We start from the raw sequence: 24,791 nt of genomic DNA, 5'->3' as shown, positions 1-24,791 counted from the left end.
GCTACTGAAGTTGAATTTGTAATAAAAGGTTTTTTCTGGTAGGACTTCCGGCAGGTACTGATTGGCTAACCACGGTACCTAAACCGTTCGCTTTTACTTTTAGTCCTCTATTTTCTAGGGTAAATATTGCGTCTCTTAAATTCATGCCCACCACATTGGGAACAGTCTTGGCAGGAAAACTCAAAGGAGTATTTTGAACCATTTGCTTATCCATTTTAAACTGCAACCAGCTTCCATCTTCCTCCACCTTCGGTAAACCAAAATTGGAATACAAAATTGATTGATCCATAGGATGCACCGTATGACTTAATGAGGCTTTGTTTAACGAATCAGGTAAGGTGCCAGCCAATTTACGGTGCAACTTCATGTCTCGTAAATAAATATTATCTGAGATTTCCCTGAAAACGGGTGCTGTTACTTGCCTGGCGTAAGTGGCTTCAGCATGTCCTTGTGGATTATCTATGGATACTAAAATGGTGTATTTAGGTTTTTTCACAGGAAAATACCCAATAAACGAGGTATAATATTTACCTGGAATATAGCGACCATTGATGATTCTCTGAGCAGTACCCGTTTTACCGGCAATCCCATACGAAGTGCCTTTAATGTTATTTGCGGTACCTTTGGTTACTACTCCCTCCAGCATACTTTGAATTTTCTCAAGAGTCTTGGGCGAACATAAAGGTGCTTGATCTCTAATTTGGCTGGCTCGATAATCGATAACCACTTCGTCTGCTCTAGTAGCTTTACTCACGATGATGGGCTGCACCCAATAACCATTATTGGCAATGGCATTATAAAAGGAGATCATCTGCAATGGAGAATATTGGGTTGAATATCCTACCGAAGACCAAAGTAATTGAAAAGCATCCCATTTGGCTGGAACAGGGAAATTCGGCCTAGGATTCGGTTGAATTTGAAAATGCAAAGACTCAATTAAATGGTACTTTTTTAAATAATCATAAAATTTAGCCGGCTTAGAGGCAAAGACTTTTTTCATGAGAACCATCGTTCCCACGTTGGAAGAACTTTCAATAACTTGAGCTACCGAGATGGTACCCATGGGATGAGAATCCGACATGGTTCCGTTATAATGGTGGTATTTTCCATTCCCTGTAGAAACTGGCATATCCAAAGGCAAATCGGCTTCTTCCAACATGGCCATCATGGAAGGTAATTTAAAAACAGACCCAGGATCTCTTGCCTCTCGAATGGCATAATTGAAGCTCTCTGAATAGCCTGTGGGAGAATTTGCATTCTTGGATAAATTGGATATGGCTTTAATTTCTCCCGTTGCGCTTTCCATCACAATCACCACGCCATAATCTCCTTCATAGGTAGTCATGGCCTTCATCAAAGCCGACTCCACAATGTCCTGAATATTAATATCCAACGTGGTATATATGTCTAAACCTGGCTTAGGTACGGATTCTTCCCCTCCTTCCACTGGCCGCCAGGTGTTTTTATCCATTTTCTCAAATAGACCTTTCCCTGGTGTACCTTTCAACTCCGCATTGAAACTCCCTTCAACACCCACTGCCACCTTATCTTTTAAATAACCCACCGTCCGATATGCCATTTGTCCAAAAGGCGCATAACGAACATTCACTTTATCGAAAACAATCCCCGTTTTAGTCGCTTCACCTAAATTAAATAAAGGGAATTTAGCCACCTTTTTGCGTTCTTGGAAATCAAGCAATCGATTGTTCAGCAACAAGTAATTTTTACCATTCTTTTTCGCAGAAACTATTTTATTCTTGTACTCTTCAGCGGTATGATCCTGAAAAAAATCAGCTAAAGCATTGGCCAGCTCATCAATATGCTCCTTGAATTTTTGCTCTGAAGTGGCGTTGCGGTTATACACCGAAGGATCTAGGCCTAGTCGGTATTTAGGTAAAGATGTCGCCAATAAACTACCATCATCTGAATAAATATTTCCACGTGTAGCATCAACACTTCTTTCCTTGATATAGGTATTGAACACATCGTTGCGTAAGGTATCTCCATTAATAAAAACAATCTTGTACAAGTTGAAAACCAATACCACAAAAAGCAAAATCACCACGATAAAAAAGGCGATGAAACGCTTGGTAATAATCTCCCTAATGTTTTGTCTTTTTGCCTTTGCCATACACTAGTCGTTGTTTTTCCCTTCTTTAGATTGATCAAAAACAACTTTCGTAGGCGGCGTTAAGCTTAGTTCCAAAGCATATTTTTTCATGGCTATGGCCAAATAGCTTTGTTTACCAATCTTCATAAATTCCGCTTTCTGTGTGGTATAATCGGCTCGAATCTCTTCCAATTCTGCTTTGGTTTTGGCTATCTGGTGAATTTTTCCATCGGCCAACATGGAATAATAAATATATACTAAGATCAAAAATGCCACAAAGGCTATCCGATACACCAATTTAACAGGCAGTTCCCCCCCAGTCAGGGGGTCCATATTGAACAAAAGATCCAATATCCCTTCTTTTGGAACGGAAGTTTTAGGAGCTTGCTCAGTATCAGAAACTTGTTTGGCCATATTACAGTTTAGCTGCGATTCTCAATTTAGCGCTTCTAGAACGCGGGTTTCTTTTTAATTCTTCTTCGGATGCGGTGATGGGTTTACGAATGACCGATTCCAAAGGTTTATGTACTACCCCAAACATATCCTTATCTTCCTTACCTTGACAATCCCCCGTTCGTATGAAATTTTTAACCAATCGATCTTCCAAAGAATGAAAAGATAATACGACCAATCTTCCTTCAGGAGCCAATAAATTAGCCGCTTGTTCTAAAAATTCTTCAATGACCGCCAATTCTTGATTTACTTCAATACGCACCGCTTGAAACGCTTGAGCAAAGTACTTAAACTCGCGAAATCTTGGAGCTAATTTAGCCAATATTTCTTTGAATTCCGATGTCGTTTTGAGGGCTTTTTGAGTCCTTGCTTGAACAACTGCTTGGGCTAATGTCCGAGCATTTTTAATCTCTCCATACATGCCAAAAATCTTTTGCAAGTTTTCTGCCGAATAGGAATTTAAAATCTCTGCTGCATCGGTGGAGGCCGAAGGCCCCATGCGCATATCCAAAGGTCCATCAAATCGAGTAGAAAAACCACGTTCTGCGGCATCTAATTGAAAAGATGACACCCCAAAGTCGGCCATAATTCCATCCACTTGCTTGATACCATGAATCCGTAAATATTTCTGAATATGTCTGAAATTGGCGGTAATCAATTCCAGTCGATTATCGTCGATTTCCTCTGCTTGTCGCCAAGCATCAGGGTCTTGATCAAAGGCAAATAAGCGACCATCTGGACCTAATTTTTCCAATATCGCTCTGGAGTGACCTCCTCCTCCAAAAGTTACATCCACATAAATGCCATCAGGCTTAATGGCTAATCCATCTACGCACTCATGCAATAAAACGGAGGTATGGTAAGGGTTCTCGATCATAGGGTCTATTCAAAACAAATTTACAAATTATCCGGTGGTCATTTCAGCAATTTTCGAAATTGTCAGCAAATTTTTTAAAGCCGCCTCGCTTTGTCCTATCTTTGCGCACAAGCATTTCAACATCATGACGATACGATATTTATTTTTAGTTTTCCTTACTTTCTTTTTGATAGAAAATTTAGTCGCCCAATCCAATAAAAAACCACAATTAGGTCCTTGGAGAGCCGAACTTAGCTCTCAAGGAGGCGGCCTCCCTTTTAACCTAAGTGTAGCTCCTGGTAAAAAGAAAAATACCTTTTTAATTAAGGTCATCAATGGCTCGGAAAATTTTCACTTAGGTGAATCCTATTTTCGAGGAGATTCCTTAGTGATACCCTTTGATCTATATGATTCTGAAATTGTGGCACATTTGGAAAGTTCACAAAAGATGTCGGGTTACTGGATTAAGAAAAGAAATGGGAAATTCGTTAATCAGCTTCCCTTTTCAGCTAAATACGGCTCTAAGGAAAGATTTACTCCATTAAAAGCCCCTACAGTCAATGTCAGTGGCACCTGGAATGTGGATATTTCTGTCGATGATAAACATACACCAAGCGTGGGGGTATTCAAACAAGTAGGAAACAAGGTTACTGGTTCCATCTTACAGACTTCAGGCGATTATCGTTTTTTACAAGGAAATGTTTCTGGAGACAGCCTGCTGGTGAGCTATTTTGATGGCAGCTTTGTCTTACTTTTCAAAACAAAAGTCAGTGGAAAAGAAATCAAAGGAACCTTATTCTCAGGTTTTGCCACCAAAAAAGAGTTCAAAGGAAATTTAGACCCAAAAGCTAGCTTACCTGACTTAAAAAAATTAACCTTTTTAAAACCTGGTTTCGAGCGTTTAAATTTCAATTTACCGACGCCCAAGGGGGAAAGCATCAGCTTGCAAGATGAACGTTTCAAGAATAAGGTGGTCATTGTGGAAATCATGGGCTCATGGTGCCCTAATTGTATTGATGAAGCTCGGTTTTTAGCTCCATTTTATGCCAAAAACAAAGCCAAAGGAGTCGAAGTAATTGGCGTTTCTTTTGAATATTCCCCAGATATGGCGGTTTCAGGACCTAAAATTGAAAATTTTAAAAAGAAAATTGGCATTGAGTATCCAATTGTTTTTGGAGGAGTCCCGGAGGATGAAACCATTGCTCGGGTTTTTCCTATGTTAAATAAATTTAATGGTTATCCTACTACTTTTATTATTGATAAAAAAGGGAAAGTTCGAGAAATACATACGGGCTTCTCAGGACCAGGAACGGGATTATATTATTCGGATTGGGTTCAAGAATTTGAAAAAACCATCCTAAACTTAATAGCAGAGAAATAATGTCATCTCTCAAATATTTGCTTCTAATTTGCTTCTTTTTCCTTGGGGTGGAACAAGTAAGTTTCGGACAAGAAAAGAAAAGCAGTAAACTGAAGCCCTGGATAGCTCCTCTGAGTTTAACCTTGGGTGGTTTAGCGCTTTATAACCAAAGTGCTCACGATAAACAGGTGACTTGGCATCAAGAAAACTATGCTACCTTTCAAAGTTCAGCGGATGATTTCTTGCAATACAGCCCAACCCTAATACAGATCGGGGCCAGGCTCTTAGGGGCTAATGCCCTACACAAAGGCAAGGAGCAGCTGGGTTTATTCCTCTTAGGAACAGGTATTTATGTCATCAGTACCCAAGGATTAAAACGAATCATCCATGAGGTTCGTCCCAATGGGGCGGAACATTCTTTCCCTTCTGGCCATACAGCTACCGCTTTTTTCGGTGCTACTGTTTTAGCAAAAGAGCTCGGCAAAGAGTATCCATGGTTGGCCATCACAGGTTATACTTTGGCAGCCGGCACGGGCTATCTTCGATTAGCAAATCATGAACATTGGTTAAGTGATGTCTTGGTAGGTGCAGGTATTGGCATTGCTTCGGCAGAATTAGCCTATTGTATTTATCCCAAATTGAAAGAGCATTTTTCTTCATCCCAAGCCTTTCAGTGGGAGCCGAGAGTAGCCCCCAATTATTATGCAGCCAGCTTCAGCTACCATTTCTAAATTCCATTCACTCATTAGCCCATCTTATGAAGGTTAGTAAACTATTTAAAGAGTTTTTTGAAAGCGAAAAATCAAGTGGCATTATCTTGATTTTTTGTACACTATTTTCTCTCTACATCACCAACTCCGAATGGGGAAATGCTTACCACCATCTTTGGAAAACAGAAATATTGGGTCATGCCATAGAGCATTGGATTAATGATGGACTGATGACCATCTTTTTCCTATTGGTGGGCTTAGAATTGGAAAGAGAAATCTACATCGGGGAATTATCCAAAATCAAAGAGGCCTCCTTTCCTATCATTGGGGCTTTGGGAGGGATGATTGTCCCCGTCATGATCTATACCTTTTTCAATTATGGTACGGACACCATTTCTGGAAGTGCCATTCCGATGTCCACCGATATCGCCTTTGCCTTAGGAATCCTATCCCTTTTGGGAAATAAAGTCCCCTTATCGCTCAAGGTATTTTTAACGGCTTTGGCGGTTATCGACGACCTTGGGGCCATTGTTATCATTGGGACCTTTTATTCCAGCGGATTAGATTGGATCAATTTATTGCTATCATTGGGCACATTCGCTCTATTGGGTGGATTAAATTTCGCCAAAGTTCGTTCCATTCCTTTGTATGTAATAGGTGGAGTCGCCATGTGGTACTTCATGGGTCAATCGGGCGTTCATCCAACCATCACCGGAGTTCTATTGGCCTTTGCTATTCCATTTGACAAGGGTGACCATCAATCTATCTCCACTAAAATTCAGCACTTTTTGCATAAGCCTGTGAGTTTGGGGATTTTACCCATCTTTGCTTTAGCCAATACCGCTATATTTTTAAATACCGACACCACCAGTAAATTACTAGAAACCTACAGTTTGGGCATTTTCACAGGCTTGGGCCTTGGTAAACCCATTGGTATATTCCTTTTTTGCTTTATTGCTTCCAGCTTAGGAATCAGCAAATTACCTAAAGATTTATCCTGGGCATCCATTGTGGGTGTAGGTTTTTTGGGTGGAATTGGATTTACCATGTCCATATTCATCACCAACTTATCGTTTAATCAAGAGTCCATCATAGATGTTTCCAAGTTCAGTATTTTATTAGCGTCCTTGGTTTCTGCCATTATCGGATTTAGTATGTTGAGCCAAACGTTGAAACAGAAATAATCAAGCATTTATGGTAATTTCCAAAGGGCATAAAAAAAGGTTAGCTGCATAGCTAACCTTTTTCTTTATAATGAAATAGTCTTATTTCAATTTAGCTACGGCATTTTTAATACGCTCACAAGCTTCTTCTAATTGCTCATCAGCGGCAGCCGTAGAAATACGCATACAATTTGGTGCTCCAAAACCCGAACCAGCTACTGTGGCTACAAAAGCCTCTTGCAATAACCAGTTACAGAAATCATCGGAATCATTAATCGTGGTTTTTCCATCTGACTTACCAAAGAAATAAGAGATATCAGGAAAGGCATAAAATGCACCATCTGGCATGTTCACTTTAAATCCTTCAATCTCACGTAATTTACCCACGACCAATTTACGGCGACGGTCGTAAGCGGCCTTCATTTCATATGCATGATCTAGTGTTCCATTAAAAGCAGCTACAGCGGCTTTTTGAGCAATGGAGTTAGTACCAGAAGTGACTTGACCTTGTAATTTCTCCACACCATCGGCAATCCATTTTGCCGCAGCAATGAATCCAATTCTCCATCCAGTCATGGCATGACCTTTGGCAACCCCATTCACTGTGATAACACGGTCTTTAATTTCAGGAATAGAACCGATAGAAAAATGGCCTCCTTGAGTAAAGTTGATGTACTCATATATTTCATCTGCCAATACAAAGATGCGCTCATGACGAGCTACCACATTGGCGATATCACGTAATTCAGATTCTGTATAAACAGATCCCGTAGGATTATTTGGTGAAGCAAACATCACCATTTTAGTCTTAGGTGTGATGGCCGCTTCAAATTGCTCTGCCGTTACTTTGAAATTATTTTCAAAAGAACCTTGAACAATCACAGACGTACCTTCGGCTAGTTTCACCATCTCAGAATAAGAAACCCAATAAGGTGAGAAAATAATTACCTCATCACCTGGATCAATTAATGCGGCAATGGCATTGGCCAAAGAATGCTTGGCTCCCGTGGAAACAACAATGTTTTCAGAAGCCCACTCTAATCCATTATCACGTTTCAATTTGTTGGCAATAGCCATACGTAAATCTGGATAACCTGCTACCGGAGAATATCCGTGAAAACCATCATCAATGGCCTTCTTGGCTGCTTCACAGATGTGAGCTGGAGTTTTAAAATCTGGCTCTCCAACGGATAAACTTATAACTTTATGACCTTGGGCGGCTAATTCACGTGCTTTTTTAGTCATTCCCAACGTGGAAGACTCTTCTAAAGCTTGAATTCGTTGTGCTAATAATGATGATGACATAAATAATCAAAGCTAATTTTACAATTCGAACGCAAAATTACCCTTTTCTAAATGGAATAACTAATCATTTCTTGATAAATCGATTTGTGATTCTTTCAAATGGTCTGATTATTTAGAATGACTTAATTTAGCATAAAGTCCCTTGGGATCACGCATTAATTCATCATGTGTTCCTCTTTCCATAATCCTTCCTTTTTGTACCACCAATATTTGATCCGCATGCTGAATGGTACTCAATCGATGGGCAATTACTAGTACGGTTCTATTCTTCATCAGGTTCGTTAAAGCTGCCTGAACCAATTTCTCTGATTCATTATCTAAAGCACTGGTCGCCTCATCCAAAATCAAAATAGGCGGGTTTTTCAATACCGCTCTAGCAATGGAAATTCGCTGGCGCTGACCTCCCGACAATTTCGAACCTCGATCCCCAATATAAGCCTGATAGCCTTCGGGATTGGCTATGATAAAATCGTGTGCATTGGCAATTTTAGCAGCTTCTTCTACTTCCTCCTGACTAGCTTCTGCCCCAAAGGCAATGTTATTAAATATGGTATCATTGAACAAAACAGACTCTTGAGTAACAATGCCCATCAAGGAGCGCAAATCTTCTAAGGGTACCTGCTTAATCGGCACATCATCAATCAAAATTTGCCCGGCACTTGGATCATAAAAACGGGGCAACAAATCTGCTAAAGTAGATTTACCGCCTCCTGATGGCCCAACTAAAGCGATGGTCTTCCCTTTAGGAATCTCAAAACTGACCTGATCCAAGACGAGCTTATCCTTCTGGTAGGCAAAATTCACCTGGTCAAAAACGATGCGATGAACCAATTTTTTCTTAGCAATAATTGGCTCTTCGGCCACAATACTGGGTTGAGTATCTAAAATTTCAATAATACGGTCCGCACTAGCCACTCCTCGTTGAATACCGCTGAATGCATCGGCAATCGCCTTGGCTGGCCGCATTACCTGGGAAAAAGTAGCAATAAAGGCAATGAAGGTAGACGCACTTAATTCTCCTTCACCCGAAATCACCAATGTACCTCCGTACAACAAAATTCCCGTAACCACTAAAACTCCCAAACTTTCCGATACAGGGGAAGTCAATTCTTGTCGGAATACCATCTTCAACAATGAATGGCGGTATTTTCCATTTTCTTGCTGAAAACGTTGATCCATCATAGGCTCTGCCCGAAAGGCCTTCACCACGCGCATGGCCCCAAAAGTCTCATCCAATAAGCTAATTAAACCACTTAAATGCTGTTGCACTTCTCCTGCTGCTCTTCGTAATCTCCGGGTAATGGTGGCGATAACTCCTCCAGAAAGTGGTAGTATCATAAGGGAAAACAAGGTCAATTTGCCGGACATACTAGCCAAAAAGACAAAAAATAAGACCAAAGAAAAGATCTCTTTGAAAGTGGCGGTAAAAGCCCGACCAATACTATTTTCCACTTCCTGTACATCTGTAGTTAAGCGCGACATCAAGTTGCCCTTCTTCCTTTCACTGAAATAACTCAAATCCAAACGAATGGCTTGTGCAAATACCGCTTGTCGCAAAGAGGCAATCGTATCCGCCTCCACCGTTTTTAACACCCGCTGAGAAAAATAACGAAAGATATTGGACAAAATCACGGAAACCATAATTGCCCCACAAGCATACTGCAAGGCTCCAATTCTTCCATATTGCTCTAAAGCACCGTAGAAGTAATGATTAAAAGCAAAGGAGAAATAATTGGGAGAAAAGGTAAATTCAGGTAAATTTCGATATAAAGCTATGTTGGTATTCGCTGCCTGATTAAATAGGACATTCAAAAGCGGAATCAACAAAGTGAAATTTAAGATTCCGAATAAGCTCGCCAAAAATGAAAATCCAAAATAAGGAAATATATACTTCCGAATGGAAACGGCATAGCTAAGTAGTCGGAGATAGGTTTTCAATGAGAATCTTTCTTAAATTTAGGCCAAATTACTACAATTTCTTAAACTTATCAGAATTCATACCCTTTCAATGCCCTCCAAACAGAATAACAACAAGAAGTTCCCCTTGATTTCCATCGTCATGGCTTGTTACCGGGGTGAGAAATTTGTGGTAGAACAGATTCAAAATCACTTAAACCAAGATTATCCTCATCTAGAATTCATCTATTTGGACGATGCCTCCACCGATACTACTTGGGCTATTCTTCAAGACATGGCCCATCAAGATGAGCGAATTAAAATCTTCCAAAATGAGGAAAACCTAGGTTATGTAAGAAGTTTTGAAAAAGCTATGCAATTGGCCCAAGGGGAATGGATTGCTCTATCCGACCAAGATGATCTTTGGGAAAAACAAAAATTAAGTCGGCTTTATCAAGCTATTGGACCTTATTCGATGATTTATGCTGATTCTCAACTCATTGACGAGGCAGGAAATGCCCTTCCTCAAAAAATGTCTGACCTAAAAAATCAGATCCCATACACTTCACCACTGATGTATACTTTTGGTGCCTGGGCTCCTGGTCATAGCATGTTGTTCCAAAAATCTATATTGACCCGTGCTTTTCCTTTTCCTCATTTTGTTTCACACGACTATTATATTGGCTTTTTAGCTACTTGCTTTCAAGGTATTAATTACTTACCTGAAACCCTGGTGCATTACCGTCAACATGATCAAAACGCCATAGGTGCCAACTTAAAAAAAGCCCCTAAGCAATATGCAACAAGAAAACAGCGCGACCAACGTATACAGCAGCGCGTTCGACTCTTGGCTGAATTTTGCCCAGCAGAAAAAGCCTTGGAAAAACAAATACTAAGGCAAGTGGCCCAGGATTTTTGCTCCTCTGATCTCATTCCTCGCATCAGAAGAACTTGCCTAGTCCTGAAATACCGTGATTTGATGCTTGCTTATAAGAAAAAAGGGGCTTTAGCAAAATGGTTGTATCCATTTAAACTACTTTTTAGTATTTATTGAGCCTTGAAACGTAGGCTGAATTGATAATACCAATTTTTGAGATGTACCCAAAACGGAATGTATCGTTTTTGAAGCGGCCCATTAAATGGCTTTCCTCTTTGTAAGTAGTATTTGGAGAAAGTCCCGGAGCTCATTCCCCAGGTTCGAATAAATTGATAATAGCCTTTATTTTGCTTGACCCGCTTAACAGAAATAGAACCAAAATGATACACACGGCTTCGTGCTACTCCCTTGAATAATCGCACACCTGCTTGCCATAATTTCATGGAAAAATCGGGGTCTGAATACATCCCAGGTGAAAATTCAACACTATAACCTCCTACCTGATCCCATACATTTTTGTGCACCACATTGGGCGGCCAAGTACTACCCTGCCAATCTTTTTTCTCCCAAGTGTGCCATTCTTTCAAAAGCCTCTCCTCCTCAAAATTTTCCAGATTATTGCCATAGGCCTGTTCAATCGAGCAATTACTCTGAGCCCTAGGCTCTATCATGGTGGCAGAAATAAAGAAATTATGATCAGGACACGCCATCACTTCCTCCTGTAATATCCCATCCCAATTGGGTAAGACATACATATCGTCATTGAGATACAACAAATAATCTGCAGTAGCCAATTTCCGCATGGCGTTCATGGCATAACATACCCCCACATTTTCTTCACTATGTGAATAAGCAATATCCCCTTGCTCTTTTATCCATTCTAGGGACCCATCTGCACCTTCATTGAGATGTACCACCAATTGATAAGAAGTAGTAGAATGCTGGCGAATACTTCGAATACAGTTCTGAAGAAATGCCAAATTATTCCAAGTCGGTATCAGGATAGAAAAAAATGGTTTGGTCTCCGAAGCCTGCTGCGGAAAATAGGAAATTTTCTCTTCCATCATTAGATTATTCGGTAGTTTTTGTACTCACCAATCCGCCTGCCTGTCCAATCTTCAATTTGCTGCAATACCTTTCTTCTTAGGCTCATGCGTTTTCTCAATTCTTTAGGATCCACATGAAAAGGCCAATTTTGCTGAGCTACTCGGGCTTGCATCACCTGAGGATGTGTGCCTTCAAAACGCGTCAAACGCTCTGCATTCCCATAATCAAATTGATAGTCTAAAGGAACATTTACCTCCAACCAAGCGTCATCATGGTAAAACTGCGTAAAATTCCTCACCTTATTATTTAAACCTTGGGGAGGTTTTACCCATCCATAGTGGAAAATATGAGCTGGTATATGCTTCACTTGTATCTTTTTACCCGCTTTTCTAAATCCTTGTGCATCTTTGTACGAATGTACATCAGGGTGATATTTCACTACCCTAATTTCCCTACGATACCATCGCCGCGACACCGCTACGTGGTGATAAGACCCATAAAAATGGCGGTAATTGAATAATAATCCTTCTACGGCTGGATCTTGTAGATACTGTTCCATGGACTGTTGAATGATGGGCAAATCCATTTCATGCACACACTCATCCCCTTGAATATAAAATGCCCAATCCGTATCGGGGGAAATAGCCGCATAGGCCTTATCTGTTTCTAAAGCAAAGGTACGCCCACCTTCACGCTGCGTATCATCCCAAACCGTTTCCACAATTTTAATTTTGCTAGAAGGAATAGCCTGAATTAAAGCCAAGGTATCATCTTCGGATTTGCCAACAGCTACCACAAATTCATCACAAATGGGCAGAATAGAGGTAATGGCCTCCACGATAGCATAATCATTTTTGATGGCATTTCGAATGAAGGTAAAGCCTGCTATTTTCATTCGACTAATATTTTACTTGAATACCGTGGTAGGTATCAGGTTCTTCATAATCCTTTCTCAAAGGGTGCCCTTTCCAATCCTCAGGAAGCAATATTCTCCTTAAATCTGGATGGCCTGTAAATTTTACACCTACCAAATCAAAGGCCTCTCTTTCATGCCAATCGGCAGTTTTCCAAATATGAGAAACCGTAGGAACTTCTGGTAAAGCCCCATCTGGAAGAGTCCTTGGTACCACCACTCGTATATGAAATGTCACATGATTGGGTATAGAATACAGCGTATATATCAATTCCAAATCACCTGTTGAGGGACCATTATCGATGGCTGTTAAACAAGAAAGTGAATCAAAGTACGCTTCAGGACTCCGCCAAAGTAAATCACACACGGAAACCAAATCATCTACCTCCAAAGTAACCCGACTATTCGCTTCATCGAAGTTCAGGCTTTTCCCCAAACTTTGTTCTATCAATTCTTTGATCTGTAGCACAGCATTCATGCGAGTCTTTTTATGATATGGCTTCCAAAATACGGGCAGGAACAACCAAACTTTCTTGTTGAATTTTCTCTTGCAATTTAATGATGCCTCCTAATAAGGCTTCTGGCCTAGGCGGACAGCCTGGCACGTAGACATCCACTGGGATGATTCGATCCACTCCTTTCACCACATGATATCCATGGTCCCAATATGGTCCACCACAGTTAGAACAAGAACCCATAGAAATCACATACCTTGGCTCAGGCATTTGCTCATACAAACGACGAATACGATCGGCCATTTTGAAAGTCACTGTACCTGCCACAATCATCACATCAGATTGGCGAGGGGAAGGGCGGGGGAAAACACCAAATCGATCTAAATCGTATCCCGAAGCAAATGCTTGCATCATTTCAATGGCACAACAGGCTAAACCAAAGCTCATGGGCCACAAGGAACTGGCTCTGGCCCAGTTGAGCAAATCCTCGACTTGGCTAATGACAAATCCTTCTGATTGAAACTGTTGGTCTAATAAGCTTTTCATAAATTATCTTACAATGGTCAAATTCCCATAAACTGTACCATAATCCTCACTAGGTGTTATACGGTACATATAAGTTCCAGAGGGTAAATCCTTCCCATTAAATTTCCCTTTAAAGGGCTTTTCTTCATATTGATAACCCGTACTTTCAAACACAGGCTGACCCCATCGGTCAAAAATCACAATGTTGGCATCTGGATAATTGTATAGATAATCAATAAACCATTCATCGTTCGTATCATCCGAATTAGGTGTAATGGCATTGTAGGGATGTATTTTAACTAAAACAACGACATCAATGGTGGCAAAACTCTGACAAGATAAACCTGTCGTCACATCTTTCCCTACCCCCGTAATAAAATACGTTAAGGTAAAACTAGTCCCTTCTAAATCTTGATGACTCTGAATAATTTTCTGAATGTCAAATGTCGTATTCAGTCTAGTAGTATCTGTAATACCTATTTCTTGTCCACGATTTGTTCCAGCCAAAGTCCAGGTCCACTTTATATCCGCATTCTGAGCCCCATTGACCGGAATAGGAATTGGATCAGGATAAGGTTCGCCTTTCAAACGATTGGGAGAAAAAACCACTACTTTCTTTTCCGTAGCTACCCACACTGGACATTGAGCCCATGAAGGGATATAAGTCCCTAGTAAAAAGATAAGCAACAATACGTGCTTTACGCGAGTTAAAGAAGGGTAATTTAATCTAGAAATTAATAAAGTGTTTGTTAAAAACATAAAGCTTAAAAAATTCTCCCTAAGGTTTTGTAAATATACCTAAATTCACAAAATTTTTATGGAATGCCCATGACCCATTTTTTTGAAACAAATTTAGCCTTGTTACGTGGTATTACTCCCGCGAGGCTTAGCCTGCTTCAAACAGAATTAGGTCTTTTTACTTATGGCGACTTAATTCAGTACTTTCCCTTTCGTTACGAAGACAGAACGGCCATTTATCCGATTGATCAAATTACGGAACAATTGGAGCATGCCCAATTTGTGGGGCGCATTCGTTACAAAGAAAAAATCGGTCAAGGACCCAAACAAAGACTTGTAGCTCAATGTTGCGATGAATCTGGCTGCATGGAACTCGTCTGGTTTCAAGGCATTAAATGGCTTGAAAAAACCTTAACGCCCGGGGTGGATTATTTATTTTATGGCAAGCCCACTAGCTTTAATGGGCAAATGCAAATTACTCATCCAGAAATGGAAGTATATAAGGGCAAAGCCCAGAATGACACCTATTTCCATCCTGTATATTCGCTAACAGAAAAATTAAGAAAAAAATACATCGACAGTAAAGTGATTGCTCAACTGCAAAAAAATGTCTTGCAAGTTGCTTTCCCTTACATTCGAGAAACTCTTTCGACAGAAATTATCCAGCAATTTAAACTCATTTCCAAACAAGAAGCCCTATACCATATTCATTTACCCCAATCCGAGACTTGGTTACATCAAGCTAAAAGACGTTTGAAATTTGAAGAGCTTTTCTATAATCAACTCCGATTAATCAAGCAAAATTTAGTCAGAAAAACAGCCTTCCCTGGTCAAGTCTTTTCTTCGGCTGCCTTGTTAACCAATTTCTACCAAAATCACATGCCTTTTGAATTAACCAATGCGCAGAAAAAAGTGATTCGGGAAATTTTTCAGGATATGAAATCGGGCCAGCAAATGAACCGACTACTTCAAGGTGATGTAGGATCAGGCAAAACCATTGTGGCCTTTATTGCCATGCTCTTGGCTATCGATAATGGGGCCCAAGCCTGCCTCATGGCTCCAACTGAAATTTTGGCTGACCAGCATTATCAAGGATTAAAGAAATTTGCTGATTTATTGGATATTCACATTGCCAAATTAACCGGCTCTACGAAAAAGAAAGACCGACAAATATTGCATGAAGATTTAGCTTCAGGGAAGTTGCAAATTTTGGTGGGAACCCATGCTATTTTTGAGGATGTAGTTCAATTTCACAATTTAGGATTGTGCATCATCGATGAGCAACACCGTTTTGGGGTAGCACAAAGAGCCAAATTGTGGGATAAAAACAAACAAACTCACCCGCATGTCATGGTAATGACAGCCACACCTATTCCGCGTACCTTGGCCATGACACTATATGGCGATTTAGACATTTCCATCATCGATGAAATGCCAGCAGGTAGAAAAGCGATTCAAACTATTCATCGCTATGATAGCCATCGCTTACAAGTGTTTGGATTTATTCAACATGAGTTGAACAAAGGACGTCAGGTTTATATTGTCTACCCGCTGATTGAAGAATCCGAAAAAATGGATTTCAAAGATTTGATGGATGGCTTTGAAAGTATATCCAGAGCCTTTCCCGAAGTGCCATTGGGAATTTTACATGGTAAAATGAAGTCGGCCGATAAAGATTTTGAGATGGCCCGATTTGTCAAAAATGAAACCAAAATCATGGTGGCAACCACCGTTATCGAGGTAGGCGTCAATGTCCCCAACGCCAGCATCATGATCATCGAAAGTGCCGAAAGATTTGGTTTAGCGCAGCTTCATCAGCTCAGAGGTCGAGTTGGGCGAGGAGCGGAACAGAGTTATTGCATTTTGATGACTGGTTATAAATTGAGTGTAGATACCAAAAAAAGGATAGAAACCATGGTAAGAACCAACAATGGTTTTGAGATTGCGGAAGTGGACTTACAACTAAGAGGCCCTGGAGATTTAGGAGGTACGCGTCAAAGTGGAGCGATAGACCTCATGATTGCTGATCTAGCCAAAGATGGAGAAATTTTAAAAGTGGCGAGAGAAACGGCACAAAAAATATTGGATGAAGATCCTCAATTGACACAGCCAAATCACCAAATGATTCGCGAACAAGTAGCGCATCAGCGTAAAGACACGACGAACTGGGCTAAAATCAGTTAGCCCTGGCATACCTACATTAGTTGAGATTAGGATCATCAGGATAGGTCGACAATACGCGATAATCCCCTCCTTTATCAAACAAGACTTTCCTCCATAAATTCAAGGTGGGCTCATCAAAAACATATTCCGCTTTGGCAGGATGCAACATCCATGCATTGGATTTCACTTCTCTTTCTAACTGTCCTGCACCCCAACCTGAATAACCAATGAAAAATTTGATTTCTTCAAAACCTATTTCTCCTCCTACCACCAATTCTATAGCCCGTTCAAAATCTCCAGACCAAAAAATCCCATGTCCAATCTCAATCCCATCAGGAATTAAATCTGGCCTTCGATGAACAAACTGCATGATGGTAGGATCTACTGGCCCGCCTGAATAAAGCGGCACATCTTCCATGACCTTTTCATCCATATACGAATCCAACACTATTTCTTGCCTTTGATTTAACACCAATCCAAAGGAATGCGAGGAAGAATGTTCACACAATAATACCACGGAACGATGAAAAGAGGGGTCCTCCAAAAATGGTTCTGAAACCAATAACATACCTGGTTTTAATTCCAAAGGAGCATTTTTCTTAGGCATAAAAAAGAAATTTGTAAGTTTGTTAGAAATGAAATTGACCATGGCCACCAACATTTACCTCTCTTTAGGAGGCAATCTAGGAAATACCCTCGAAATTTTTAAAAATGTCTATCCAATTCTTGAAAAAAAAATAGGGCCTATACTTCATTTTTCTTCTATTTATCAAACAAAAGCTTGGGGCAATACGCATCAAGCTGACTTCCTAAACCAAGTGCTTAAATTAAGCACTGAACTTAATCCGCAAGAATTAATCGCTCAACTATTACTTATTGAATCCGAATTAGGCCGTGTAAGAAAACAACAATGGGAAGCTAGAATCATTGATTTGGACATCCTATTTTATGGCCATCAGGTCATCCAAGAAAGCAATTTGCAAATTCCTCACCCCTTTTTACCTCAGCGAAAATTTGTGTTAATCCCATTAACTGAAATTGCCCCCAATTTGACACACCCCATCCTACAAAAAGATATCCACACGCTTTTGTTGGCTTGTCCTGATAGTTCCGAAGTAAAGAAATTGGAATTATAAATTTTCCTGAACCTTATTCTTATCCATGGTATCCATGGTACCAAAAACATAGTCCCAAATAGGAGAAGAAACACCAAATACCGAGTTTCCGTCTTTATAGTGATGAACGGCATGGTTTACCCAAAGCATTTTCATAAAATTTTTGGGTGGAGGATAGGCGTGAACACAATAATGCACCAATAAATAGGAGGCGTATCCCCAGATGAACCCTGGAAAGAACGCAAAAGCATAATTGTTTAGGGCAAAATATGAAATGGAAAAAAGCAAACCAACCACCAAAACTGCAATCACCGGGGGCATAGCCAAGCGAGTCTTATCTTTGGGATATTCATGATGAACCCCATGGGCGATGTACTGAAATTTAGACCTAGCTTCAGTCGTTGGTTCAATGTGGTAAATACTACGATGAACCCAGTATTCAATGAAGGTAAATCCAAAAAAACCCACTAAAAACAGGCTTAAAATAACCACGTTATCCAATACAGCATACGTGAATGCAAAGTATAAAAGCACCATCCCTGTAAGAAAAAATAAACTAACAGGAATAGCGATATGCGTTCTTGACAATTTCTCCAATAATGGATTTTCAAATAACTGCTTTGAACCCGAATGCTTCGGACGTATGTGTTGTTTTTCCATATCTCGAATTTTCAGAAAAAAATCGGAACTGAATTGATAGTAGACTTAGGCTTATTCACAAAAATAATAGAAACTATTCGCTATCCAAAAGATTCTGGGTTGGGAATTTCCAACTTTGGCTAATCACCCTTTGATAATAGTTTACGTAGAGTGGCAGTATTTTCTCAATATCAAATAACTTGGCTCTCTCCAAAGAATTCTTCTTCATTTGGGTCAATAAAACTTCGTCTGAAAGTAGTTTAATGGTGTTTTTGGCCATATCTTCAATATCTCCTATCTCACTCACATAGCCAGTTTCTCCGTGTATATTGACTTCGGTAATACCACCCGCATTGGATGAAATCACAGGTACTTCACAAGCCATGGCTTCTAAGGCAGCCAATCCAAAACTCTCTTTTTCTGAGGTTAAAAAGAAAACGTCTGCTAAGGAAAGTGCTTCTTCTATGGCATCCAATTTGCCTAAAAAACGGACATCTCCTTGAACGCCCAAGTCACGACACAAGGCTTCGATGGCGGAACGTTCTGGTCCATCTCCTACCAGCAATAATTTGGAAGGGATTTCTTTCCGGACTTTTTCGAATACATGAATGATGTCTTCAATTCTTTTAACTTTTCGAAAGTTGGATGTATGCATCAATAACTTTTCTCCATGTGGACAAATGGCTATCTTGAAATGTTCTTTGGCTTGTTTTTTAAATCGCTTTAGATCAATGAAATTAGGGATTACTTCGATCGCACTTAATATTTCAAACTCGGCATAAGTGTCATTTCGAAGACTTTCAGATACTGCCGTAACCCCATCTGACTCATTGATGGAAAATGTTACTACTGGTTCAAAAGATGGGTCCCTACCGACCAAAGTGATATCAGTCCCATGCAATGTGGTAATCACAGGCACATGAATCCCTTTGTATTTCAATATTTGTTTAGCTAAATAGGCGGCAGAAGCATGGGGAATTGCATAATGTACATGCAATAAATCCAATTTTTCATTGATGGTAACATCCACCATTTTACTGGCCAATGCCGACTCATAAGGCAAGTACTGAAACAAGGGATAGGAGGCCACACTCACCTCATGGTAAAAAATATTCTCGGAAAAGAAATCCAATCTAGGGGGCTGCGTATATGTGATAAAATGCACTTCATGACCTGCCGAAGCTAGGGCTTTTCCTAACTCGGTTGCCACAACCCCACTCCCTCCATACGTTGGATAGCAAATGATTCCTATTTTCATGTTCCGATTTTGACCTGAAGAAACAAAACTTCATTTTTTATCTAAAGGTTCCGCAATATGGCCTAAATTTGTAAGAAAATAATCGTTCAGGCTTGAAAAACATCGTCATTTTTGCTTCCGGATCAGGTTCTAATGCGGAAAAAATCATTCAACATTTACATGGCTCCACACTAGCCCAAGTAAGCTGTATTTATTGCAACAATCCCGAAGCGGGCGTCATTGAACGTGCCAAACGACTAAACGTCCCTTGTCGAGTTTTCTCCCGAGAAGAATATAAAAACGGGATAGTGCTAAGTGAAATTCAAGCTTTACATGCCGACTGGATCGTATTAGCCGGATTTTTATGGCTAATTCCAAGCAGCTTTGTGCAAGCTTATCCGCAACGAATCATCAACCTTCATCCAGCCCTTTTACCCAAGTTTGGAGGGAAGGGTATGTACGGTCATTTTGTACACGAAGCTGTCATAGAAGCAGGAGAAAAAGAATCAGGCATCACGATTCATTATGTAAATGAACAGTATGATGAAGGTGCTATTATCCATCAAAGTTCATTTAGCATTGATCCTGGCGACAGCCCAGAGGATGTCGCCAGAAAAGGCCAGGTTCTTGAACACCGCGATTTCCCGCAAGTCATTGAAAATCTGATCAAACAATCAAACTAATTACCAACCTCCACCTAAAACTCGATACAGCTGAATGGCATGGATCCAGCGTTTTCGTGAAATCTCTAACAATTCAAGTTCCGACCGGAGTGCGTTTTGCTGTGCCGTAAGCACTTCCAAATAATTCGCTTTGGCCGTGGTAAACAAGGTGCCTACAGTGGCAATGGCCCCTTTTGTCAACACCACTTCTCGCTCTTTCAACTGACCCATACGCTGTAAATAAGCCAACGATTTCACCTGAGTATCCCATTCCAAAAAGCCTTTTAAAAGGGCATTTTGATAGGTCAAATCCAGGGCTTTCCAACGGGCATTTTCTCGACCAATAGTGGAATATAAGGCCGAGCGATTTAACCAAGGTGCCGTAATTCCCCCAATTAATTGATAAGCCATGGAGGCCGGTAATTGAAATAAGTAAGCTGGTTGAAATCCTTGTACACCTAACATTCCTGATAATACCACAGCAGGTTTCAGAGCTAAATCAGCGCTTTGCTTATTCAGTAGCTGGGCTTCCAATTCTAGCCTAGCCTGACGAACATCCGGCCGTCTTTCCAATTGATCAATCTGGATTTGGGCATACATGGAACTATCCAATGAACAATTGAAGGGGTATTGAGAACGTGCAATTTTCTTATTGGGTTGATTTAACCAATAACGAAGCTGGTTTTCTAATTCGATAATTTGCTGTAACACCAAACCTTCCTGAGCCCGTGAATTTAACCACTGAGCTTCCAATTGCTGCACTGCAGATTCATTCACCACGCCGGCTTCCTTTTGTATTTTAACCAAACTCAAAGCACTAAATTGGATCCCAATATTAGTTTTCAAAATATCCAATTCTTGGTCCAATGCCACCAATTGACCATACATTCCAGCTACTTCAGAAACCAAGGAAGTAATATACCATTGTTGACCTGACTCTGTAGCTAAATACCGCAAAGCACTCGCTTTTTTACGCTTAGAAAGCTTACCCCAAATATCCACTTCCCAAGAAGACTGCAAACCAATCATCACATCAGGCAAATGTTCTGGGATGATCTGCTCTTTGGTAATATTAGGAGAAAATTGAGTATCATAATTCCCCACTCCATCCATGGTATATTTACTGAATTTCCTCAAACTAGGTTGAATGACACCCGAAACGGTCGGCTTCATAGCTCCACGGTCAAAAGTATACTGAGCCCGACTGATGGCCAGATTTAAGAATCCAATCTTAATGTCATTACTACGAATGAGTACGGAATCAATCAATTGCACCAATAAACTATCTTTTTTCCAGCAGGCTTCTATGCCAGAAACCGACTGGCCTAGGTCTTTCATTCGATAGGCTTCAAGTTCCGCATCGATCTTTCGAGCATCTCGGAAAATGGCTTGCTGACAAGAGAGCAAGCTCATGGAAAATATACTTATTATGATGATTAGACGCATATTAAACCTTGGGTTTAGAAAATTTAGCTGATATAGTGGCAAACACGACAAACAATCCAGGAATAAGAATCAATCCTCCCACAGTTCCCAAAATCATACCTCCGGCTGAAGCTGTACCAATGGTTCGATTACCAATGGCTCCCGCACCACTTGAGATCATTAGGGGAATTAATCCAGCTACAAAAGCAAAGGATGTCATCAAAATAGGTCGCAGTCGAGCAAAAGCTCCCTGTTTGGCAGCATCGATGATACTAGCCCCTTGTTTCATTTGAGCGAGGGCAAATTCCACAATCAAAATGGCATTTTTACCTAATAAACCAATCAGCATAACCATGGCAACCTGCGCATAAATATTATTTTGAAGTCCAAAAACTTGTAAGAATAAATACACACCAAAGGCTCCCATTGGCAAAAAGATTAAAACGGGAAAAGGCATTAGAAAGGATTCATACTGGGCAGAAAGCAATAAATACACAAATACCAAACAAATGATAAAAATGAAAATAGCTTGATTGCCTGCCAAAAACTCCTCTCGGGTCATACCTGACCATTCGATGGTATAACCTCTAGGTAGGTTTTTCGCCGCTTGTGCTTGAATCTCTTTCAAAGCTTCTCCTGTACTAAAACCTGGGGCTGGTTCTCCATTGACCATGGCCGAAGTAAACATATTAAATCGGGTCAATTGCTCTGGTCCATACACCCTCCGCATCTTCATGAAAGAAGAATAGGATACCATCTCTCCATCCTTGTTTTTGGCATAAAATTTCATGACATCATCTGGATGAATACGGTAACTCGGGTCTACCTGTACCATCACTTTATACATCTGTCCAAATCGGATAAAATTAGTCGCATAAAAACTACCCAATAAAGTCTGCAAATTATCCATGGCCGTTAATACATTGACCCCTTTCTGAGCAGCTGCCGATTGATCTACTTCCAACATATACTGAGGAAAAGAAGGGTCAAAACTGGAGAATGTATTTTGAATAGAAGCCGTTTGATTTAATTTCTTAGCAAATTCCTGCGTTACAACAGATAATTTCTGTAAATCTCCTCTTCCCGTCCTATCCTGCACGCGAAACTCGAAACCAGAAGCATTTCCAAACCCTGGCACAGCAGGAGGTGGGAAAAACTGAATACTAGCATCTTTAATCCCCTCCGTCTTTTTTCGAATTTCCTCCATGACTTCATCAACGGTCTGACTGCGCTCTTCCCACGGTTTCATGGTGATAATACCCATACCATAAGATGCTCCGCCACCATCTGTCAACAAACTAAACCCTGCCAAACTGGAGAAAGACTCTACTGCTTGAACATTTTTCACTTTCTGAAATACCTGATCCATCACCTTTTCCGTCCGTTCTAAGGTGGCTCCTGAAGGTGTCGTCACGTTGACGTACAACGTTCCCTGATCCTCTGTTGGAATAAAGCCAGTTGGTAAAATACGTACCAATATTACAGTCATGACTGTAAATACAATTAATGTTCCCCAGAGTAAAACTCGTTTATTGATGAAAATAGAAACCCATTTCATATAGCTAGTAGCAACTTGATCATAGCGCTTGTTAAAGCCTAAGAAAAAGCGCCCCATCAAGCTTTTCCCATCCAAATGAGGTTTCTTCAATAATAGAACACATAGGGCAGGAGTTAATGTTAATGCCGTTAAACCTGATAAAGCAATGGAAATAGCCATGGTCACCGAAAATTGCCTAAAGAATACACCAATAGGTCCTGATAAAAATGCTACTGGAATAAATACCGCACCCATAACCAAGGTGATGGCCATGATTGCACCCGAAATTTCATGCATTGCTTCTTGGGTTGCCGCCATTACAGGCATATTTTTTTCCTCCATTTTAGCATGAACAGCCTCAACGACTACGATGGCATTATCCACCACAATACCAATGGCTAACACCAAAGAGAACAAGGTCAATAAGTTAATTGAAAAACCAAAAAACAACATAAACGAAAACGTTCCTACTAAGGAAACAGGAACGGCAATAATAGGGACCAAAGTGGCTCGCCAATCTTGAAGGAAAATAAATACGACAAGTGCTACCAATAAAAAGGCTTCAATCAAAGTTTTGATTACTTCGTGGATGGACGCGTCTAAGAAACGAGAAACATCGTAACTGATGGTATAACCCATTCCTGGAGGAAAGGTACTTACCTTCAATTCATCTAATCGCTTCTTAACATTGGCAATAACCTCTGCCGCATTAGATCCAGGTCTTTGCTTTAATAAAATGGCGGCTGATGGCTTCCCATTCTCCTTCGATAATACATCATAATCCAAGGAACCAAACTCAATATCAGCCACATCCTTCAAACGTAATAATTGACCGGATTCAGTCGACTTAATGATAAGATTTTCATACTCCGCCACTTGGGTAAACTTACCCGTGTATCGAAGCACGTATTGTAAGGCTTGAGCTCTTTTACCCGAACTCTCTCCTATTTTACCTGGCGCAGCCTCCACGTTTTGGCTCCGCAAAGCTGCCACCACATCGTCGGCTGAAAGTTTATAGGCAAATAAACGGTCAGGATGTAGCCACACACGCATGGCATACTCTCGTTGACCCATAATATCTGCAAAACCAACACCATTGATTCGCTTCAGTTCAGGTAAAACATTAATATCAGCGAAATTGTATATAAACTTCTCGTCAATTTCACTATCAGAACTCAATAAGTTAACGTACAACAACATACTATTAACCTCTTTTTCCGTCATGACACCCGCCTTAATTACTTCTTCTGGCATTTCATCCAATACCGTTTGAACTCTGGTTTGAACATTTACCGCTGCTACATCAGGGTCTGTTCCTACTTCAAAAGACACCTGAATGATACTAGTACCATCATTTCCTGAAACGGAAGTCATGTAAGTCATACCTGGAACACCATTGATGGCACGTTCCAAAGGAGTAACTACTGCTTTGGCACATACCTCCGCATTAGCTCCCGTATATTTCGTTGTTACAGTTACTGCTGGAGGTACAATATCTGGGAATTGCGTAATAGGTAACTGTTGCATTGCAATCACCCCAATTATGGTTATAAAAAGGGAAACAACTATTGAAAGAACAGGTCTACTTATAAATTTTTGAACCAT

General features: G+C 40.4%; 22 protein-coding genes. 7 read left to right on the top strand and 15 right to left on the bottom strand.

All coding sequences use genetic code 11. The features are described 5' to 3' along the window. Position 1 precedes the first annotated feature (1 nt). The 3 genes from EWU23_RS06800 to rsmH are packed head-to-tail and all read right to left on the bottom strand — an operon-like array spanning position 2 to position 3,440. Positions 2 to 2,131, bottom strand: coding sequence for a penicillin-binding protein (locus EWU23_RS06800; RefSeq protein WP_166230130.1), 2,130 nt, complete (start codon positions 2,129 to 2,131; stop codon positions 2 to 4). 3 nt (positions 2,132 to 2,134) lie between these two features. After that, positions 2,135 to 2,524, bottom strand: coding sequence for an FtsL-like putative cell division protein (locus EWU23_RS06795; RefSeq protein ID WP_166230128.1), 390 nt, complete (start codon positions 2,522 to 2,524; stop codon positions 2,135 to 2,137). Between the two features lies 1 nt (position 2,525). Then, entirely contained in the window at positions 2,526 to 3,440 is a 915-nt protein-coding gene (gene rsmH / locus EWU23_RS06790) for a 16S rRNA (cytosine(1402)-N(4))-methyltransferase RsmH (RefSeq protein ID WP_166230126.1), read from the bottom strand. A 124-nt stretch (positions 3,441 to 3,564) separates the two neighbouring features. Between rsmH and EWU23_RS06785 the strand changes: the two genes are divergently transcribed. From EWU23_RS06785 to nhaA, 3 genes are read left to right on the top strand one after another with little or no spacing between them, the layout of a single operon-like run. Then, positions 3,565 to 4,800 carry a peroxiredoxin family protein gene (locus EWU23_RS06785; RefSeq protein ID WP_166230124.1) on the top strand — a complete coding sequence of 412 codons (1,236 nt, stop codon included), beginning with the start codon at positions 3,565 to 3,567 and terminating at the stop codon, positions 4,798 to 4,800. Then, positions 4,800 to 5,510, top strand: coding sequence for a phosphatase PAP2 family protein (locus tag EWU23_RS06780; RefSeq protein ID WP_166230122.1), 711 nt, complete (start codon positions 4,800 to 4,802; stop codon positions 5,508 to 5,510). Before EWU23_RS06785 ends, EWU23_RS06780 begins: the two co-directional genes overlap by 1 nt. A 26-nt stretch (positions 5,511 to 5,536) precedes the next feature. Next, complete coding sequence (gene nhaA, locus EWU23_RS06775; protein WP_166230120.1) at positions 5,537 to 6,673, top strand: Na+/H+ antiporter NhaA; 1,137 nt, start codon at positions 5,537 to 5,539, stop codon at positions 6,671 to 6,673. Positions 6,674 to 6,754: 81 nt separating this feature from the next. Here the strand turns inward: nhaA and EWU23_RS06770 are convergent, their stop codons facing one another. Together EWU23_RS06770 and EWU23_RS06765 are read right to left on the bottom strand one after the other, a co-directional pair. After that, positions 6,755 to 7,957, bottom strand: a complete 1,203-nt coding sequence (locus EWU23_RS06770; RefSeq protein ID WP_166230118.1) for a pyridoxal phosphate-dependent aminotransferase — start codon at positions 7,955 to 7,957, stop codon at positions 6,755 to 6,757. Between the two features lie 108 nt (positions 7,958 to 8,065). Next, complete coding sequence (locus tag EWU23_RS06765; RefSeq protein WP_166230116.1) at positions 8,066 to 9,895, bottom strand: ABC transporter ATP-binding protein; 1,830 nt, start codon at positions 9,893 to 9,895, stop codon at positions 8,066 to 8,068. Between the two features lie 70 nt (positions 9,896 to 9,965). Here EWU23_RS06765 and EWU23_RS06760 point away from each other — a divergent pair, with 70 nt between their 5' ends. Next, positions 9,966 to 10,907: a glycosyltransferase gene (locus EWU23_RS06760; RefSeq protein ID WP_166230114.1), complete on the top strand. Its 942-nt coding sequence runs from the start codon at positions 9,966 to 9,968 to the stop codon at positions 10,905 to 10,907. Here EWU23_RS06760 and EWU23_RS06755 read toward each other — a convergent pair. Genes EWU23_RS06755 through EWU23_RS06735 form a run of 5 tightly spaced genes read right to left on the bottom strand, consistent with a single transcriptional unit; the run spans position 10,901 to position 14,429 of the window. Continuing rightward, positions 10,901 to 11,797 carry a glycosyltransferase family 2 protein gene (locus EWU23_RS06755; protein ID WP_166230112.1) on the bottom strand — a complete coding sequence of 299 codons (897 nt, stop codon included), beginning with the start codon at positions 11,795 to 11,797 and terminating at the stop codon, positions 10,901 to 10,903. The two genes, EWU23_RS06760 and EWU23_RS06755, sit on opposite strands and share 7 nt — an antisense overlap. Then, positions 11,797 to 12,672 carry a glycosyltransferase family protein gene (locus EWU23_RS06750; RefSeq protein WP_166230110.1) on the bottom strand — a complete coding sequence of 292 codons (876 nt, stop codon included), beginning with the start codon at positions 12,670 to 12,672 and terminating at the stop codon, positions 11,797 to 11,799. The genes EWU23_RS06755 and EWU23_RS06750 overlap by 1 nt, the downstream gene beginning before the upstream one ends. Before the next feature lie 4 nt (positions 12,673 to 12,676). Next, entirely contained in the window at positions 12,677 to 13,168 is a 492-nt protein-coding gene (locus EWU23_RS06745; RefSeq protein ID WP_166230108.1) for an NADH-quinone oxidoreductase subunit C, read from the bottom strand. A 10-nt stretch (positions 13,169 to 13,178) separates the two neighbouring features. Beyond that, positions 13,179 to 13,691, bottom strand: a complete 513-nt coding sequence (locus tag EWU23_RS06740; protein WP_166230106.1) for an NADH-quinone oxidoreductase subunit B — start codon at positions 13,689 to 13,691, stop codon at positions 13,179 to 13,181. 3 nt (positions 13,692 to 13,694) lie between these two features. Then, on the bottom strand, positions 13,695 to 14,429 hold the full coding sequence (locus tag EWU23_RS06735; protein ID WP_166230104.1) for a gliding motility-associated C-terminal domain-containing protein: 735 nt from the start codon (positions 14,427 to 14,429) through the stop codon (positions 13,695 to 13,697). Positions 14,430 to 14,498: 69 nt separating this feature from the next. Between EWU23_RS06735 and recG the strand changes: the two genes are divergently transcribed. Then, positions 14,499 to 16,592, top strand: a complete 2,094-nt coding sequence (gene recG, locus EWU23_RS06730) for an ATP-dependent DNA helicase RecG (protein ID WP_166230372.1) — start codon at positions 14,499 to 14,501, stop codon at positions 16,590 to 16,592. A gap of 16 nt (positions 16,593 to 16,608) precedes the next feature. Here the strand turns inward: recG and EWU23_RS06725 are convergent, their stop codons facing one another. Then, a complete protein-coding gene (locus EWU23_RS06725) occupies positions 16,609 to 17,178 on the bottom strand; it encodes a YqgE/AlgH family protein (protein ID WP_166230102.1) in 570 nt (189 codons plus the stop codon). A gap of 40 nt (positions 17,179 to 17,218) precedes the next feature. Between EWU23_RS06725 and folK the strand changes: the two genes are divergently transcribed. Then, positions 17,219 to 17,707: a 2-amino-4-hydroxy-6-hydroxymethyldihydropteridine diphosphokinase gene (gene folK, locus EWU23_RS06720; protein WP_166230100.1), complete on the top strand. Its 489-nt coding sequence runs from the start codon at positions 17,219 to 17,221 to the stop codon at positions 17,705 to 17,707. Here folK and EWU23_RS06715 read toward each other — a convergent pair. Continuing rightward, entirely contained in the window at positions 17,702 to 18,346 is a 645-nt protein-coding gene (locus EWU23_RS06715) for a sterol desaturase family protein (RefSeq protein WP_166230098.1), read from the bottom strand. The genes folK and EWU23_RS06715 overlap by 6 nt on opposite strands. 73 nt (positions 18,347 to 18,419) lie before the next feature. Beyond that, positions 18,420 to 19,583: an N-acetyl-alpha-D-glucosaminyl L-malate synthase BshA gene (gene bshA / locus EWU23_RS06710; RefSeq protein WP_166230096.1), complete on the bottom strand. Its 1,164-nt coding sequence runs from the start codon at positions 19,581 to 19,583 to the stop codon at positions 18,420 to 18,422. 92 nt (positions 19,584 to 19,675) lie between these two features. Here bshA and purN point away from each other — a divergent pair, with 92 nt between their 5' ends. Then, entirely contained in the window at positions 19,676 to 20,245 is a 570-nt protein-coding gene (gene purN, locus EWU23_RS06705) for a phosphoribosylglycinamide formyltransferase (protein WP_166230094.1), read from the top strand. On the opposite strand, the gene EWU23_RS06700 is transcribed toward purN, so the two are convergent. Together EWU23_RS06700 and EWU23_RS06695 are read right to left on the bottom strand one after the other, a co-directional pair. Next, positions 20,246 to 21,670, bottom strand: coding sequence for a TolC family protein (locus tag EWU23_RS06700; RefSeq protein WP_166230092.1), 1,425 nt, complete (start codon positions 21,668 to 21,670; stop codon positions 20,246 to 20,248). It lies immediately after the preceding gene. A 1-nt stretch (position 21,671) separates the two neighbouring features. Continuing rightward, positions 21,672 to 24,791, bottom strand: a complete 3,120-nt coding sequence (locus tag EWU23_RS06695) for an efflux RND transporter permease subunit (protein ID WP_166230090.1) — start codon at positions 24,789 to 24,791, stop codon at positions 21,672 to 21,674.

Origin of the sequence: Aquirufa beregesia, assembly GCF_011090385.1 — a bacterium.
Classification (GTDB): Bacteria; Bacteroidota; Bacteroidia; order Cytophagales; family Spirosomataceae; genus Aquirufa; species Aquirufa beregesia.
This window is presented reverse-complemented; position numbering and strand designations above follow the sequence as displayed.

Coding starts and splice junctions, on each gene's coding strand:
- EWU23_RS06800 (WP_166230130.1), bottom strand. CDS start 2,131: ATGGCAAAGGCAAAAAGACAAAACATTAGGGAGATTATTACCAAGCGT.
- EWU23_RS06795 (WP_166230128.1), bottom strand. CDS start 2,524: ATGGCCAAACAAGTTTCTGATACTGAGCAAGCTCCTAAAACTTCCGTT.
- rsmH (WP_166230126.1), bottom strand. CDS start 3,440: ATGATCGAGAACCCTTACCATACCTCCGTTTTATTGCATGAGTGCGTA.
- EWU23_RS06785 (WP_166230124.1), top strand. CDS start 3,565: ATGACGATACGATATTTATTTTTAGTTTTCCTTACTTTCTTTTTGATA.
- EWU23_RS06780 (WP_166230122.1), top strand. CDS start 4,800: ATGTCATCTCTCAAATATTTGCTTCTAATTTGCTTCTTTTTCCTTGGG.
- nhaA (WP_166230120.1), top strand. CDS start 5,537: ATGAAGGTTAGTAAACTATTTAAAGAGTTTTTTGAAAGCGAAAAATCA.
- EWU23_RS06770 (WP_166230118.1), bottom strand. CDS start 7,957: ATGTCATCATCATTATTAGCACAACGAATTCAAGCTTTAGAAGAGTCT.
- EWU23_RS06760 (WP_166230114.1), top strand. CDS start 9,966: ATGCCCTCCAAACAGAATAACAACAAGAAGTTCCCCTTGATTTCCATC.
- EWU23_RS06755 (WP_166230112.1), bottom strand. CDS start 11,797: ATGATGGAAGAGAAAATTTCCTATTTTCCGCAGCAGGCTTCGGAGACC.
- EWU23_RS06750 (WP_166230110.1), bottom strand. CDS start 12,672: ATGAAAATAGCAGGCTTTACCTTCATTCGAAATGCCATCAAAAATGAT.
- EWU23_RS06745 (WP_166230108.1), bottom strand. CDS start 13,168: ATGAATGCTGTGCTACAGATCAAAGAATTGATAGAACAAAGTTTGGGG.
- EWU23_RS06740 (WP_166230106.1), bottom strand. CDS start 13,691: ATGAAAAGCTTATTAGACCAACAGTTTCAATCAGAAGGATTTGTCATT.
- EWU23_RS06735 (WP_166230104.1), bottom strand. CDS start 14,429: ATGTTTTTAACAAACACTTTATTAATTTCTAGATTAAATTACCCTTCT.
- recG (WP_166230372.1), top strand. CDS start 14,499: ATGACCCATTTTTTTGAAACAAATTTAGCCTTGTTACGTGGTATTACT.
- EWU23_RS06725 (WP_166230102.1), bottom strand. CDS start 17,178: ATGCCTAAGAAAAATGCTCCTTTGGAATTAAAACCAGGTATGTTATTG.
- folK (WP_166230100.1), top strand. CDS start 17,219: ATGGCCACCAACATTTACCTCTCTTTAGGAGGCAATCTAGGAAATACC.
- EWU23_RS06715 (WP_166230098.1), bottom strand. CDS start 18,346: ATGGAAAAACAACACATACGTCCGAAGCATTCGGGTTCAAAGCAGTTA.
- bshA (WP_166230096.1), bottom strand. CDS start 19,583: ATGAAAATAGGAATCATTTGCTATCCAACGTATGGAGGGAGTGGGGTT.
- EWU23_RS06700 (WP_166230092.1), bottom strand. CDS start 21,670: ATGCGTCTAATCATCATAATAAGTATATTTTCCATGAGCTTGCTCTCT.
- EWU23_RS06695 (WP_166230090.1), bottom strand. CDS start 24,791: ATGGTTCAAAAATTTATAAGTAGACCTGTTCTTTCAATAGTTGTTTCC.